Consider the following 16,158-nt stretch of genomic DNA (forward strand, 5'->3'; position numbering starts at 1 on the left):
TCTCCTTGTTATTAACCCTTTTTTGCGAACGTGATCATATTGGATAGTTCTCTCACCGCCTTATCAGCATCGGCACCAAAACCTGAAGTACTGAAACGTATCTGCCCATGTGTATCAATAATAATTTTGGTAGGGATGCCATCTACCTTATATGCTGATGCGACAGCACTCGCATTTGTTTTCGGATCGCGCAAATCCATTAATACTTCAAATGAATATTTATTGTCGGTTACATATTTTTTTGCATTAGTTGTTGGATCGCCGCCACCTTTTTCCCAGGTATGCAAAAATAAAAACTTGACATTGGGATCATTTTTGTATTTATCTACCGCTTTTTGCATAGCGGGAAATGAGGCTTTACACGGCCCACACCAAGTGGCCCAAAAATCAAGTACCACCACTTTTCCTTTCAGGTCACTAAGCTTCACAAGATTGCCGTCAACGTCTTTTAGCTCAAAATCAGGTGCAGGTTTATTAATTGCCATTTTTGCGATTTCGGACTGAAGCTTTTCTTCTTGGATAACCAGTAAATTACTTTCGTAGCCTTGATAACCCGAATCAGAGCCATTTACAGCAATATAAGCAGTTTTAAGTTGCTCCATCATCGCCTGATTGGCGTGATCTTCTTTAACCGCATTCTCTAGATAGGGCAACGCTTCTTTAAACCTCTTGGTCTTGATCAGCGTCTGTACATAGGCTCCCTCCAGATATTTTAACGAACGGGGATCAGCTGTCTTATCTTCTTGGAGTGCCAAATATGCCTTTTGCCCTTCCTGATATCCTTTTTCCGCATCCTTACCGTTAGACAAAGCTGTAACATAATTAGTCAGAACAGCAAAATAGTTATTTTGGGCACGTGACAAAAGATTAGGATCAGGACTTGAGCTTGCTTTCATTTCCGCCAAAGATGCCTTTGCAGCATCTACGCCATACTTTAAATAGCCTGCTGCCAGCTCAGGGTTGGCCTTAACCATGGATCCGGCCATCATGGCATAAATAGCTTCTTTCGCAATGGGATTTCCTTTTCCATCTGTAGCTCCCTTTCCATAGATATCTGCATAGAAACGCATCTTGGCATCATCGCCCCTAGCAGCGAAATCCTGACTCAGCGAATAGGTCAGAAAACCAAAGTTTTCATCGGGATATTCTTTATAAAGCGCCACAAAACTCTTGTCTCTACCGTCAAGATCGGAAATCTCACCTATCTCCTGTATTTTTTGCTGTAGGGCAAGTCGTCCTTTTGGAAACTTCTTGAGAATTTCATTTTGAAGATTATCGGCTTGTTCCGCCATGCCTTTGGATGAATAATAACTATATGCTACAAGATAATTTTCCTCGACTGTTCCCTGTTGCAGCTCTTTTAATTTTGCAGTCAAAGCTGTCGGATCCGTAATTGTGTTTAACTCTGCCAACCTTTGTCTGATAGTATTACCAGTATTCGCTTGTTGTGCTTTTGCAGTAAACAGCAAGAATGCTGAAAATACTGTCAATATGATTTTTTTCATTTTTATATTTATATTATATTGTTACTTATTTGCCTGATCCACCATCAACTTTATTTCATCAACGGTTTATTCTTACTTCTTTTTCCTATTAAGAAGCTTTACGATAGCTAATGTTTGTAATCTGCCCAAAGCCAGTATATACTATTTCTTTTCTACTGCTGTCGATATCGCCAAACTCGTTCAGAAAGATACAGTGTACCTCACCAGATGTTCCTTTGTTGACCGCGAAGACGAGCTGGCGGTTGGCATCATCGCCAGCTTTAAGCATTTTGAGATCTACTATTTCAGCGCCATTCGGTAAGCTGAATAATTCGGTGACCGATCCATTGGCAGCGGAAATCTTATAGATTTTATTTTTTGAAGAGTAATATGCCCTCTCAACATCGGATGCCGCGGCAAATCCGGTGTATTGGTCGAGCTCTTTTGCTCCTGCCAAAGAGGTATAATAGCCATCAGGAATGTTGTCATCCGAACTTAATCTGAAAGCATAAATATAAGCCTGCTTTTCATCAGTCATCAAACTCAGGTAATTATTTCCTAAAGTAAAATCACTTCCTATCATAGTCCTCTGAATATTATTGATATTATACTGTCCATTTGTGGTAACACGAGATGGAACGGTTAGCTCTCTCCCCTGATAGTTAGCAGACATAAAGCGTTTATTTTTATTATCATAGAAATAAGTTGTAAAGGCAGCATCAGCAAAAACAAAGGGAAACATCGAATAATCCCCTTCAAAACGCTCAGAAAATTTACCAAAGTCAGTATTCTGCCCAAAGCTCAATCCATTAGCCGCATACAATTCACCATTATAAATTAAATACTGGTCGAGATTGTACGCATTAGTGCCATAAGCCGGAATTTTTGAAAAAGACTTATTTCCATAGAAATATTCATTTAAATCCATTGTCTGTAACATGGTCTCGGCATCAAAAACCCGCAAACCGTTCTCAGTGAAGTAAAATAACTGAGAAAAGGTTCCAAAAAATGCGGATGGTACAACACCTGATACAGCTGCAATAACTTTTTCAGGATAAATGCCACCATTGACCTCCTCTAACGGATTAATATACACCTGTTGGTCTGCAGTTCTGATAAATGACATTTGACCTTTTCCGTTCAAATTGTTACCCACTAGCCATCCCTCCGGAAAAGCACCTGTCACTTTTAAAGCATAAAGCTGGCTGATTGCTTTAATACCAGTTGTCGGATCCGTCACCAAAAACTGAATGCTATAATCATCAACTGCAAAATCAATTTTTATATTTAAATCCTGCGTTGTAGCCAAAATTTTATAAGACTCACCAACATATAACCGCCATTGGTAGGTATATTGTTTATCTGCTTGAAGACCTTTCAACTGAGGACTAATCGATAGGTTTTGCAGCTGTGCTCGTACAATGGTTGTGTCCTGAGGAGAAACCACGGCTATATCCTCTATGTCATTATAAGGCTGGAATTTTTCTTCTTTACAGCTCCAAAAATTAAGCGCTAATAAGAAGGCCAGCAATAAACTAATACTTTTCATTTGATCAAATTTTAAAATAACACTTGATTACCATTTTCATCTATAAGCGGTCCATTGACTTCTTCGTAAGCTTTTTGAGCAGCCCTAAGCCTAAGCCTCATATTGAGTAATTCTCCAGTTGAATAGTCGCCAAAGGGAGTATCCTGACCATATACCATAAACATAAATCTCAACTTAGCAACACTAAATTCACCCACATACCGCTCTATATCATCCCAATACGATGGTTTTGAAAGATAGTCGTTAAATTTGATCTTATATCTGGCAATGCTGGAAGACTTCTTTCCGATCTCTATTCCTACCGCACCTTTTTCAAAAGTATCAGATGCTTTAACTGTTACGTTTAAATTCAACGTTCTATCTTTTAACTTCGGACTACGTAATAAAATAACGGGGTACAATGTTCTAACGGAGTCTGCAGGTAAGTTAACTTCCGGAAGAATATAATCTTGGCCTTCTACCGCTGTACTTCCTGAATCCGCATAAAGACGGAACAGTCGGTTGGCCGATGATGTGCGCCCCTGTATTCTAACCTTTAAAAGCAGTGTATCACGTGTTCGTGAATCCAGACCTGAGGCAAAGGAATAAGCTGTGCTATCTGGCTCATATTGATTTACATAAATACTCAAGGCATCCTTGCCTTCAAAAAACATAATCTCATCCTTTTTGCAATTGACAAACAGCAAGGATATAATTAGTACTATAATAAGTCTTCTCATAATTATGATTTGATTAATAGTTTTATGAATAAACTTCATCGACTTTAATAATTTGGATTAAATTCCATTTCATCCTTTGGAATCGGAAGTGTATAGTTTTTTACATTAAAGGTTTTCATAGCAGTTGGTTTGAAGGGTATATCTGTCAAATTGCGGCGTTTATAGTAATAGAACACCTGCCCTTCGGCATACATTTCTTTCTGATATTCTTTACCAATCTCATTTTGGATAAACGTTCGATCTAAATTGCCCGTTGTTACAGGGAGTGCAGGAACAGTACGTGCCAGCCTGACTTGATTGAGCTGATTTAAAGCTTCTTCTGCCGAGGGAGACGTTTCAGCAAGTATATAACGCATTTCACTACAGCGGATCACGGGAACCATATGATCAAGCCTTAGGCTATCAATGGAAGTGGACGAGGTCTGCCAGAATTTGGAAGGAAATTTAAAGCCTTGGCTATTTTCAAAAAGATTGAGCCATCGAATATCAGCTTCACCAACATTGGTCACTTCATACAGTTTTTTAAAGTCTGCCTCGGATCTACTCAGGCGATCTGAAAAATTCCCATAAAATGTAAAATACAGGTTGTAAGCCCAGTTCAGCAAGTTTCTATTCCGAATAGCAAACACAAGTTCGCTTTTAAAAAGGCGATCTTTATTATCTGCTCTTGCGCTCACATTTGCTTTGTTGACAAAAGGGAAAAGTCCTGAATCTACAATCTCCTTAGCCGAAGTATAGGCTTTTGATTTTTCATCACGGTACAAGTAAATTCTGGCAAGAGTTCCCCTTACGGCAAAATAGTTAAATTTATACCTTCTTTCGGACGCCCCACTTAATACTGGATCTACTTGTTTAAGCAGCTCTGCAGATTCCTGCAAATCTTTAACACAAAGTTCTGTCACCTCTCTTACGGTGGCTGGAACTTGAGAATAATGATCTATTGTAATCCTGTAAGGAATTGCTTTAGACTCCATACCTAAGAAAAAAGACGGAGCAAACATGCGTAGAAGTTCAAAATGCAAAAAGCCGCGCAGCCCCAGGGCTTCACCCTTTATTTCATTATAGGCTTTTTCTGAAAGCACTCCTCGTTTTTCCTCACAGAATTTAAGAATATTATTTAGTCCGGCGATTCCATTATAGGCGCTAGACCATATCTGACCCGTATAGTTTATCACTTCCGAGGATTCATAGTCATAGTTTCGCGTCTTGACGAATAGACCTGAATTACCTGAAGTATTATAGTTTTGGGCCAAAGCTGCCACAAAACCCATTGATAAGTTATCACCATATAAGTTTCGACTGGCAATGGAGGAATAAACACCATTTAAAGCCTGGCGAAAACCGATTTCCGAAGCAAACATTTCTTCTTCGGCCACGCTCGATTTAGGCGCAATGTCCAAATACTTCTTACAACTTTGTAAAGCTATACATGAAATTGAAAGACATAGTATATAATTAACGATTGATTTCATCATATTTCAGTTTAAATTCCCACACGTAGTGAAAGGGCAAACGTGCGCGCAAATGGATTAGAAGTTCCTCTTTCTATTTCAATGGAGCTCCAGCGAAATAGGTCATTTGTGATCCCAGTAATTTGCAAACTCCGCAGACCTATCCGTTTGATCCAAGCTTTTTGATAAAAATTGTATCCCAAAGACAGTGAACTCAAAGTCAGCGTATTATTATCCTGTACAAACCTAGAGGTTAATCTAGTCGCAGGATTGCCCACACCTATGGCCGTAAATTGGCTCACACTCCCCGGGCCGGTCCAACCCAGATCATACGCTCTTCGGTCAACATTCAGTGTCGGATCAACAGACTCAACACGATCTATCAGTGTTTGATTATAAAGCTGTCCACCGTATTGATAATTAAATATTAATCCCAATTCAAAACCTTTGTGGTTGAGATTCGTACCAAAGTTGCCGTTCCATTTGGGAATACTGACACCGTAGGCGACTTTATCGGCAGCATTCCATTGATAGGTGCGTTGCCCATCCCTTGTCAGAAAAATTTCCGAACCTGTAGTGGGATCTACTCCGAGCGATTTTACGACAAAAATTGCGTCCATGGATTGCCCTTCCTCCAGCAATATATTCGGAGCGGTCTGCGCGGTATTATTTTCGTTCAATCTGTCGTTTGAAGATTTCAGTCTGTTGGAAAGCTCTTTGAGGGTATTTTTATTGGTGAATCCATTCAGATAAATCGACCATAGCGTACCTGTTTCTTTTTTCTCTAAGAGCTTATAGCGCGCAGAAAACTCAAAGCCATTATTCTCCACTTTTCCAAGATTCTCCGAAAAGCTATTAAATCCAGTTGAAGGAGCCAAAGTCAAATTTGTCAATGTATTATCCGTGATATCCTTATAGACATCAAATCGCAAATCAAGCTTTTGCTTAAATAATATGGCTTCAACCCCAATATTTAATTTTCTCACATTTTGCCAGCTAAGATTAGGATTACCAAGGTTGCCTATAGTTGCTCCCAAATCATTATAATAGCCACTCTCCACACCAAAATTATACCTGGTTTGTGACGAATAAGCCGGTATATTTAAGGAACCGGTAGTACCATAACTCCCCCGCAGCTTAAGCCTGTTCACCATATCATTTGTTTTAAAAAAGGCCTCATTGTGGATGTTCCAGCCAAGTCCAGTGGACCAAAAAGTTCCGAATCTTTTGTCCGTACCATATTGCGAGGATCCATCCCGTTTGATAGAAACATCTGCCAAGAATCTATTATCATAGGAATAATTGGCATTGTAAAGATACCCTACCCGCCTTACCGTACTTTCATCCCCTGTAGGCTTCCCATTTAACTGATACTGATTGGCAAAAAGCAAATTGTCTAGTCTATCATATGGAAATCCTTCGGCAATAATTTGTGTAAAATTATTTTTTGCACTGGAAAAATTTATGGATGCTGTAGATACCCATTGATGTTTGCCACGCATAAATGTATAGTTCAGATTGGTCATACTTTCATACGAGGATAGCTCATCATTTCGGTCGGTGTATGATCCCCTGCGGTTAGGGTCAGCAATCTGCTCAAACCTGCTATCTTGAGCAGAATAAAATTGATCTGTGCCCCCTTTTTGTTTGGTAAAACTTAAATTTGACTCAATGTAAAAATTAGGCTGAAACGAATACCTGACTTGAAAATTATTGGTTATACCCAATGAGCTAGTTTGGTTAACGGAATGTAAAGTGGCATCATATACAGGATTGGGTTGGATAAAGTTTCTGCCTACATATTGAAAATTTTCCAGATATCGCTGTATATTCCCTTTTTCATCATAGGGAGTCCAATACGGATTTAATGTAAGATATCTGCTAAAGTTTCCATAGGGAGATTCGTTGGACACGTTTTGGTAAACGCGCAATGAATTCCTGAACTGCAATTTTTTCACTAAATAAGTTAGATCAAACTGCCCAGAATAATTTTTTCTATCCTGTCCCTTCATCACGCCTTGTTGCAGATCCGCTGTTGCTAAAACACCATATCGCAGGTATTCATCCCCTCCTTGAAGACTGATATTAGTTCTGTTGTTAAATCCAATTTGTGTGGGTATCTTCTTCCAGTCGGTATCAATGCCGCGCTGTACATTTTTCAAACGTTCGTTATAAATCTGTTCCATACGCAAATAATCCTGATCAAACGTTGCATCGTAGACACCCGTTCTCTTCTCAAAATCTAGTTTTTCACGTGCATTTAAATAATTGTACACAGAAAGGTCTGGCAGTGACAACCTGAAATCATTATTGAGCGTGACCTGAATTTTGCCTGGTTTAGGAGCAATGGTGTTGACAACCATAACACCATTGGCGCCACGGGAACCATATATTGCTGTGGCGGAAGCATCTTTCAAAATCGTCACGCTTGCGATCATATTCATATCGAGGTCAACGATACGCTGAAGTGTTACTTCGAAACCATCCAGTATAAAAAGTGGTTGATTAGGGTTGGAAGAAAGCTCTCCATTTAAGTTGGGCAAAGAATTTTGACCACGAAGCTGTATTTCTGGTAATTGATTTATACTTCCGCCCGTAACATTATTTGGCATGATACGAAAGGAGGGTTCGATGGCTGAAATACCAGCAAAAATATTATTTGTGGAGATTTTCTTGAGGTCTTCACCCGAAATTGTTCGCGATGCTCCGGTAAAGCTCTCGGCACTCCGATTGAATATACCTGTGACCACAACTTCTTCAATGTCTTCGGTCTTTTCTTCCATCTCCACCTTATATTTAACAGAGGCAGTGATGGGTATAATCAGCTTCTTGTATCCAATAAAATTGAATTCCAAGGTTTTGGCATATTCGGGAACATTTAAAGTAAAATTCCCTCTATTATCGGTTTTGGTCTGTATATTCTTCTCGCCTACTGTTACCGTCACCCCCGGCATAGGCTGTTTAGAAGCGGTATTAAGCACCTGCCCCTGAAGTATTATATTTTCAGCTTTCTCCTCATCAATCAGCACAATCGTCTGATTTTTAAAAATGTAGATAACCCCGGTATTCGAATTAAAGTATTGACTTAAAACTTTAAGGATGTTTTCATTGGTAAAATTTGGGCTTACCTTTTTACCAAAATCCAATTTGGAAGATGTAAAAACAAAGTCGTATCCCGTCTGCCTTCTGATCTCCGACAAAAATTCATTCAGTGTAATGTTCTTTTTGTTGATCGTCACCGTTTGGGTCTGCGCATCTGCACTGTGAAGACATATACTGGCGTATATAGATGTGCAAACCGCAATTTTCAGCAATTTTTTGTTAAAATTCCCCATAAAAATGGTTGTATTAGTTTACCCGATCTGCTATACAGAATGGGGATCTAGGTTAGTAGTAAAATGATGGTTTTAGATGTAAGTTAGTTTTTCATAAATAAAAATATTAGCGCATGACAATAACCTCCTTTCCTTTTTGCTGGAATTTGATATGATTTGCTTTTTCTAGAATTTCGAGCACTTCCTTCAGTTTTTTCGTTCTTGAAATTTGCCCCCAAACACGTTCGCCCGGTATCTTACCTTGATAATTAATGTCTACATCATACCAACGGCTAATCTGTTGTAATACTTCTTGGATAGGTAGATCAGCAAAGTAAAAATAATTATTCTTCCAGGCGAGGCTTGATTCAAGATCAGCTGGCTGTTTGGTAAGTCCCGTATGATCTATAACCACAAGTTCATTTGGTTTCATCAGTACCTCATGCCCCGTATTCACTGACCTTACCCGGACGCTACCTTCTATTAAAGTTGTTTTGATCGCATCGGCGTCATTATAGGCGGAAATATTAAATTGGGTACCATAAACACTGATCTCCTGCTTCTGATTTCCGACATTTGTATTGACAAAAAATCGTCGCGTCTTATCTTTTGCTACTTCAAAATAACCTTCTCCTTCGAAAGTCACCCGCCTTTCATCCTTTCCGAATGTTGTCGGAAAACTCAATCTGGATTCCGCATTTAAATGAACAACTGTACCATCGCCTAACATTATCCTATATGTACGTCCACGAGGTGTGGTAATCGTATTGATGTTATTAGCATAATTACGTTCTTGTTCAATACCGGGTTTCAACTGGATAAGTAAAGTACCGTCCGAAGTACGTTGTAGGTGTACGCCGTCCTTTTCGATTACTTTACCCGAATCTAAACTTTCGAGTGCCAGACGTGAGCCGTTAGCCATTTGTAAGATCGTGTTTTTATTGGCCAACATATCGTCTCGATATGCTTTTTCCTTACCTGACGGATTATTATCAATTTGTTCTTTCTTATTAACGACATTGAGATCTTTAAATAGCTGTTTTTGCGTGCCAAGCCATATGGTGGAAAACAGTATACCCAAGAAAATTGCTGCTGCTGCAGTCCATTTCAAATAGTTAAACCTTTTTACCGAAGGTATCTTAGTATCGACGGCATAAATGGCTTCGAGGATCTGATGCTGCCGTTGGGAAGGCATATCGATCAGCTCCTTTTGTTGAAAAAACAAGTCTAACAGGACGGCATCCAAATTTTCCAGGACGTTTTTATCTGAAAGATAGCCATCAAGCTCATCTCTCTCAGCCTTTGACTCCTGCCCGCTCAGGCAAAGATCCAAAAGGTATCTCAATCTATTATCGTTGGATGGGGTCATAATTTTTCAAACTATGAGCAAAAGAATAATCATCAATTGATGCTTCTTCTGCCAATCTAAGTAAAGGACGATCGATGAAATACTTTGGGGGTATTGGTGTTAAAAAAAAATTAAAAATGTTTTAAGAAAAAATGAAGTAGCAGGACCAGCGGTATGTCTTTCATATGGGCAGTACAATACGCACGGATACTTTTCATTGCTTGATCAAGGTTGGACTTAACTGTCTCAGGCGACACCTGAAGTATTTCGGCTGCTTCCTCACGCTTTAGATATTGCTCCCGGATCAATCGATAGGTTTCTTTTTGTTTTGCCGGAAGCCGTTCGATTGCCTCATCCAGCAAACGCTTGAAATCTTTATCCTGAGTCAAATAATCCGCCTCCGGATAAACGCGAAGTAAAGCGTTTTTGGCTTCCTCCTGCGAATAGGTTTTATAATGTGCTTTCTTTTTAATGATATCCAGGGCGATATTTTTGGATAGCACATAAAGCCAGGTTTCAAAATTAGCAATTGCCGGAATCTGCTGCCGATGAATCCATACTTTAACGAAGGTATCCTGAACGATATCTTCGGCCATCCATTCGTTGTTAGTAACGCGCAAGGCGGTTGTATAAATATTTGGGCGATAGGTATCAAACAGCACTTTGAAGGCTACCTCATCTCCTTCAGCAACACGCATCAAAATAGATGTATCTATTTGCAAAGCCATTTTCAAATATCGTCTGTTTTCTGCAAAAATAGTTTTTATGTTCTTATTAATAGCATCTTATATCAAAAATGGCAGGTAAAAACTATGTGAAATGCCAAATCCTTTTGATGGCTTTACCAAAAATTGCTTCTTTTTACCATTTAAATGGGAGAAATCTTTACATATTTGATGGATAGAATTTCCGATCTGAAAGACTGGCGCATGTCCGCGCCTTTGGAATTATAAGGCGGGTTAGTTCCAGTATTGGTATACCGCTCCTCATTCAACGCAATCTTCGGTTCAAATGGCACTGGAAGGTCTATCCTACTGCAAGCTCTATTCAGGTAGCGGCCGGAGCTTTCTTTCTAGATCTTCCAAAAATAGTCAATCGTCGACATATTCAGGAAAACGAAATCCATTTCTCAATGAATATGATTTCAAAACAAACCGAGTATTTTACGCCCTTAATAGTTGAAGTCACCTCTCCACAAATTGAGAAGTGTGCTAAAATAGAAAATTCCGCTGTTTGAAAAGACCGCCCGTAGCTGAACACCTACATTATAAATTTTATTGCCGTTCTGTCGATATTTTCAGCCAAAACTCCACATATTCTTTTGTAACATTGCTAAATATTATTGATTACAAACCGCTTTATAACTAAAATAATCTATTGTCTATTAAACAAATAACAAAACTAAAAACTCGTTTATAGTTCTACATCATAATGTACGACAGCTGAAATGCTAAAGTAATTTTAATATTATTTCTTTTTGTCAAACTTCATCTATCCGTTCAAAAAGAGTACAATATTTTTTAGGTACGATAGCCATATTTCAGTTAATAAGAACGCGATATATTGACTAATTATTTAAATGAAATAGAAATTAACATACAGCATTAAATTTAGGTTATCACGAAAAGTACTAACAAATAAAATCTATGCTCAAAAAAAACATTTATCAACAGAATACAACGGATTTAATCCATGATTAAACAGGGTATCATGTTTCAGTAAATGTCGAATATAAACCAAATAATAAAAATGAACATGAAAAAGAAAACTGAAAAAGCGATCTACGTGACACCCGTAATCGAGCGGTTACAGGTGATGATGGAAGAAGGTGTGGCTGCAGGCTCGGCAGGGTCAGCCCAACCCGGAGGAGGCTCCGGCGTTAGCGAAACAGACTGGAATAACGGCGGATCAGAAACCCAAGATCCGAGTAGCTGTGAATGGTGGAACTAATCAAAAATTATTTAAAACAATTATGAAAAAAATGCATCAGATCATAAAGACAAAACTGGCTTTAATTGTCTTTCTAGCAATTGCCGTTTCCTGTAGCAAGGAGAAAGGTGAAAATACTATTGAAGTGAATAAAGGGATAAAACTGGCTTTAACTGAAGCCCAATTCGGCGGAGATAATATATCCGTGGCGAAAGCTTCGGCAAAGGCCGGCGCAACCGAACCTTTAACGATAACAAAAGAAATTCAGTCGGGACCGTTTAGCATCACCGCAGAACTGACCGAAAATACCCCAAGTAACAGCGGGCTTAAAGCTTCTACCGGTAAAAAGGCCGCAACGAAATTGCTGTCATTGAGAGGTCCGGTAACCTATCGGGTAGTGGCCTATGAAACAGACGGTACCTACATCGATCAGTCCGTTGGCGATGCTTCGGATTCAACCCAGGTATTCTTTGGGGATAAATTGATCGCGGGTAATAAATATACCTTTGTGATCTATTCATTAGGTTCTACGACCACCCCTCCTCCTGCAGCTCCAACAACAAACCTGTATACAGCAGGTCAGGTGAATTTCGCTTTTACAAGCTATGAAGAGAATGGAGGTGACTTTATGTATGCCATCGAAAAAGACGTCACCATACTCGGCAACAATACTCCGACTCCGTTGACGACACCATTGCAGCACATGTTTACCCGTGTGACCCTGCTTGTCGACAATAGCGATGCGACGGGTACATTTGGTACTGCAAACTATGTAAAAGGAGGTTACCTTTCGGAGGTTCCGGTACAAGCTGAATGGGTTTCACCTTTCGCTAACCCAACTGTCGACCTGAGTACCGGCGAAACCCTATCCGCTACCAATGCGATAAACGTACCCCCTGTTTCAAATCTAAATGCAACAGCACGGACTTTTATCGTCAACCAGAGTCAGTCAACCAATTTTTCAATTGCATTAACAATACCAAGCGGTCAGATCAAAATCGGTCATGATGTCAATGCGCAAGCGGTAAGCTTTAATTTTTCAAATGCGGGTCTAGGCTTAAAACCGGGCTTTTCTTACACCATGAAATTACGTTTTAACAGCGACCGTTTTGTCAATGCGTCCAATGTCACCAGAAGCGCTACTGCTGCTGATGCACGCTATGCTGTCATCGCCGGCTATCGTTGGGATCGTTTTAACCTTGGTGTGGTCGATGTAAACCCTGCAACCAATAATCCTGATGCCGTTCCTTCTGTACAGGCACTATACGGTAATTACTACCAATGGGGCCGTCAGGCTGCAGTGGCAAATGCTTACAGTGGTGATGCTGCAATCCCGGGATGGGATACTTCATCAGCTCCGGACGGTTCATGGAATAATGGTACCGCAGCGGCTCCTATAAAGGCAGCATTGGATCCATGTGGTACAGGAGATAGAGTACCTAGTCAAGCTGAATATACCCGTTTAGGAACTTATACCCGCCATACTTCCATTGGAAACTGGATTCCAAATACAGGAACTTCAGCTGGATTATCCGACTTTACAGCGGCACATATTATGACCAGTAGAAAAAGTAGTGATATTAAATTAAGCTTTCCTGCAAATGGTCATAGAGAAACAGTTGACGGATCTCAGCGTCTCAGACAAGCAACTGCTATTTACTGGTTAAATATGGAAGTCGGCGGTAATGATAGAGCTTATCAGGGCCGAGGATTCCAAAGTGGTTCTTGGGATGTACAGAATTATTTCAAACGTGCGGCTTACCCGGTACGTTGTATCCAGGATAAATAAGAGGCTTAAAAATTTTCATAAGTAGTCATTATATAATCCCTATTTGACTAGAAATTTCCTATTGAAAACAATAGGAAGAAAAGCCCGGCTGGTTTATCCAAGCCGGGCTTTTTCTCCTATACATAATTTTACTCTCCATTCGATTCAAAGCTATCCATCTCTAACATTGCTTTACTGTTCACCTACGACGCTTCCAATTTCTCCAAGTTCTTAAAAAAATGTACCGGGGAGTTTCAGAAAAAGTCTCTATTGTCCAGATTACGCATCTATACCGGAGAAATAATCACGGCATTTTTGTCATGCGGTTCAATTTGGTACAGAAAGTGTATTACTTTAAATTTATAATTTAAGTTTAACATTAGTTAGGTTAAAACGCTTTAATCTCCCCAGTTCAATATTGATTCTTTTCCTTAAATCACGTGCTGATAGACGAGCAAAGCCGCAGCCAGATCTTCTATCGCTAAACCCGCCGACTTAAATAAAGTGATTTCCTCCAAAGATGATCTTCCCCTAATCTCACCACAGCAAAGTTCTTTAATATCTCCTTTGATACTGTTTGGATCAAGAATTCCAGATGCAATCGGAATCGCCAACTCCCCCGTCTCATGTAGCGCGCCGGCTCGCGAATCCACAAATATGCTACTCTTCAATATAGCCATGTCGTCTACTTCGCGTGTTTTAGGCGTATGGGACCCGATCAGGTCCAGATGTGTACCTGCCTTTATCCACTCTCCTTTTACCAGCGGTTCATGACTTAGCGTAGCACAAGAAATAACATCTGCCCTACCCACAGCTTCTTCCAAATTATCGGCATATGCAACCTTACTAAATCCTGCCTGTTGTAAGCTGGATACCAGTTCTACACCTTTCGTTGCATTTCTTGTCCAGATCAAAATTTGGTCATACTGACGGACAACAGAATGTGCTTGCACAAGATGCTGGGCAACTTTCCCGCCGCCAACAATTAACAAGGTTTTTGAATCCTCCCGAGCTAAATAAGAAGCCGCTAAAGCAGAAGTACAGGCCGTTCGGCGGGAGGTCAGTCCGGCAGCATCCATCTGAACTAAAAATTCTCCGGTGACTGCATCCAATAAAGTATATAGGGCATGTATTGCCGGCAGGTTTTTACGATGATTCTCGGGAGCAACAACAACCTGTTTGATTCCGATATAGGTATCTGTCCAGGAAGGCATTAAAATAAGCGTATTTTCAATTCCCTCAGCATTTTGATAAAAGTGATGATGCCGAACGGGCATCGTAAAAGCTGACTGAAAAACCTGCCGCAACGCTTCAATCAATTCATCATATTTAAGTACAGCATCAATCGTTTCTTTTTCAATGATTCTCATATTTTCAACAGCATCTTGTAAAACCATAAACATAGCAAATAATCCGAGCTGCACATCCTTATAAACTGACCATTCATTACCGTTTTTTACCCAAAGCGCCACAAGTGCTTAATTAACACTTGACGCTTTGGGTAATTAGCAGCAAAGGATCTTTAACAATACAACCTGCTATACTTGGTTACAATCCTGTCGCAGGTGGTCCCGATGAATTAATTGCAGCCACATTTGTCAGCTTCACTTCCACCTCAAATGTTCCCTCCATCAGGACACGAAAGCCAAAAACTGGGTTAATATTATGGTTAGGATGTCCATCCATTGCTGCAAAGCGCATCGGTATACGGTAATAAATATTGTAATCCCAATTGGTCTTACCATCATTAAATTTTGTGAGGGGAAACGGAGCCACTTCATAGTCACATACCAATGCCGTGTTTGTCGCAACGACCGGATTGAAACGAACGTGCGATTCAAAGGTCGGACGATCACCACGTTTGATCACCTGCCCCGCACTTGGATCCCATGCGCGACCATTCTTATCGACAATTTTCAAGATCACGCGCGCCCCCTCATCGGAGACTTTGGTACAGGTCAATTTGATGTTATTATTATAAGCCGGTGTAAACGTCTCAGCAGCATTAGATCCGGTCAATGAGGCATAAGTCAACTCAAAAATATCCTCCAAAAAAGGTTCGATGACATGGATCTCCGCAAAGGATTTATAGATCTTAGTACCTTTACGGTTCGTTGCCTGCAAATCAAAAGTATAGACCCCTAGTGGTAAATTTGCAGATGCGCGATTAAAACTAATCTGTCCGCTAATGGGGCTAAATTCCATCGGAGTTACCTGCTTCAATTCACGTTTCGCTTTCAACAGGGCGACCGTTGTATCCGTTGCCGCATTGAAAGTCATGCCTTCCTTAAAAACTTCAATTTCATACATTTTTGTGAATTCCTCCGGTGCAGGCTCTCCCGTCGACTTATTCCGCAGATTTAACATTTTGAATTCAAATGGTGGAGTCGATCCGTCTACATTTATCCGATCCGAAAGCGTGAGCGTCATTCCACGCTTACAATAGATCACACTGTCACGATATCGAATGGTATCACTTATAAAACCCTCCTCTATTTTTGAACAGGAGGAGATGATTATACCGATCATTATTCCCAATAGGATCGTGTACCTTGTTATATGATTCATTTTCATTGACATATATTTTTTTAATCCC

At 40.0% G+C, this 16,158-nt stretch carries 11 protein-coding genes; 2 read left to right on the forward strand and 9 right to left on the reverse strand.

Translation table 11 applies throughout. The annotated features are described in order from the left end of the window. Positions 1–11 precede the first annotated feature (11 nt). The 7 genes from B4G94_RS24660 to B4G94_RS24690 form a co-directional block, all read right to left on the reverse strand. Positions 12–1,505: a TlpA family protein disulfide reductase gene (locus tag B4G94_RS24660; protein WP_286862730.1), complete on the reverse strand. Its 1,494-nt coding sequence runs from the start codon at positions 1,503–1,505 to the stop codon at positions 12–14. Positions 1,506–1,593: 88 nt separating this feature from the next. Further along, on the reverse strand, positions 1,594–3,033 hold the full coding sequence (locus B4G94_RS24665) for a PKD-like family lipoprotein (RefSeq protein WP_286862732.1): 1,440 nt from the start codon (positions 3,031–3,033) through the stop codon (positions 1,594–1,596). Between the two features lie 11 nt (positions 3,034–3,044). Then, positions 3,045–3,752, reverse strand: coding sequence for a DUF4843 domain-containing protein (locus B4G94_RS24670; protein ID WP_286862733.1), 708 nt, complete (start codon positions 3,750–3,752; stop codon positions 3,045–3,047). Positions 3,753–3,796: 44 nt separating this feature from the next. Further along, entirely contained in the window at positions 3,797–5,227 is a 1,431-nt protein-coding gene (locus tag B4G94_RS24675) for a RagB/SusD family nutrient uptake outer membrane protein (protein WP_286862734.1), read from the reverse strand. 8 nt (positions 5,228–5,235) lie between these two features. Continuing rightward, positions 5,236–8,538 carry a SusC/RagA family TonB-linked outer membrane protein gene (locus B4G94_RS24680; protein ID WP_286862736.1) on the reverse strand — a complete coding sequence of 1,101 codons (3,303 nt, stop codon included), beginning with the start codon at positions 8,536–8,538 and terminating at the stop codon, positions 5,236–5,238. Between the two features lie 106 nt (positions 8,539–8,644). After that, the gene (locus B4G94_RS24685) at positions 8,645–9,886 is read right to left on the reverse strand and encodes a FecR family protein (RefSeq protein ID WP_286862738.1); all 1,242 of its coding nucleotides are present in this window, start codon (positions 9,884–9,886) and stop codon (positions 8,645–8,647) included. Positions 9,887–9,996: 110 nt separating this feature from the next. Continuing rightward, on the reverse strand, positions 9,997–10,593 hold the full coding sequence (locus B4G94_RS24690; RefSeq protein ID WP_286862740.1) for an RNA polymerase sigma factor: 597 nt from the start codon (positions 10,591–10,593) through the stop codon (positions 9,997–9,999). Positions 10,594–11,587: 994 nt separating this feature from the next. Between B4G94_RS24690 and B4G94_RS24695 the strand changes: the two genes are divergently transcribed. Beyond that, positions 11,588–11,815 (forward strand): hypothetical protein, encoded by a 228-nt coding sequence (locus tag B4G94_RS24695; protein ID WP_286862742.1) that lies wholly within the window; start codon positions 11,588–11,590, stop codon positions 11,813–11,815. A 22-nt stretch (positions 11,816–11,837) separates the two neighbouring features. Then, on the forward strand, positions 11,838–13,583 hold the full coding sequence (locus B4G94_RS24700; protein ID WP_286862744.1) for a hypothetical protein: 1,746 nt from the start codon (positions 11,838–11,840) through the stop codon (positions 13,581–13,583). Between the two features lie 410 nt (positions 13,584–13,993). Here B4G94_RS24700 and B4G94_RS24705 read toward each other — a convergent pair whose 3' ends face one another. Both B4G94_RS24705 and B4G94_RS24710 read right to left on the reverse strand, forming a co-directional pair. Next, a complete protein-coding gene (locus B4G94_RS24705; protein WP_286862746.1) occupies positions 13,994–14,932 on the reverse strand; it encodes an ornithine cyclodeaminase family protein in 939 nt (312 codons plus the stop codon). Positions 14,933–15,110: 178 nt separating this feature from the next. Beyond that, entirely contained in the window at positions 15,111–16,136 is a 1,026-nt protein-coding gene (locus B4G94_RS24710; protein WP_286862748.1) for a DUF5007 domain-containing protein, read from the reverse strand. Positions 16,137–16,158 lie beyond the last annotated feature (22 nt).

The sequence above is a fragment of the Sphingobacterium sp. UBA7625 genome (assembly GCF_002484085.1).
Classification (GTDB): Bacteria; Bacteroidota; Bacteroidia; order Sphingobacteriales; family Sphingobacteriaceae; genus Sphingobacterium; species Sphingobacterium athyrii.

Coding starts and splice junctions, on each gene's coding strand:
- B4G94_RS24660 (WP_286862730.1), bottom strand. CDS start 1,505: ATGAAAAAAATCATATTGACAGTATTTTCAGCATTCTTGCTGTTTACT.
- B4G94_RS24665 (WP_286862732.1), bottom strand. CDS start 3,033: ATGAAAAGTATTAGTTTATTGCTGGCCTTCTTATTAGCGCTTAATTTT.
- B4G94_RS24670 (WP_286862733.1), bottom strand. CDS start 3,752: ATGAGAAGACTTATTATAGTACTAATTATATCCTTGCTGTTTGTCAAT.
- B4G94_RS24675 (WP_286862734.1), bottom strand. CDS start 5,227: ATGATGAAATCAATCGTTAATTATATACTATGTCTTTCAATTTCATGT.
- B4G94_RS24680 (WP_286862736.1), bottom strand. CDS start 8,538: ATGGGGAATTTTAACAAAAAATTGCTGAAAATTGCGGTTTGCACATCT.
- B4G94_RS24685 (WP_286862738.1), bottom strand. CDS start 9,886: ATGACCCCATCCAACGATAATAGATTGAGATACCTTTTGGATCTTTGC.
- B4G94_RS24690 (WP_286862740.1), bottom strand. CDS start 10,593: ATGGCTTTGCAAATAGATACATCTATTTTGATGCGTGTTGCTGAAGGA.
- B4G94_RS24695 (WP_286862742.1), top strand. CDS start 11,588: ATGTCGAATATAAACCAAATAATAAAAATGAACATGAAAAAGAAAACT.
- B4G94_RS24700 (WP_286862744.1), top strand. CDS start 11,838: ATGAAAAAAATGCATCAGATCATAAAGACAAAACTGGCTTTAATTGTC.
- B4G94_RS24705 (WP_286862746.1), bottom strand. CDS start 14,932: ATGAGAATCATTGAAAAAGAAACGATTGATGCTGTACTTAAATATGAT.
- B4G94_RS24710 (WP_286862748.1), bottom strand. CDS start 16,136: ATGAAAATGAATCATATAACAAGGTACACGATCCTATTGGGAATAATG.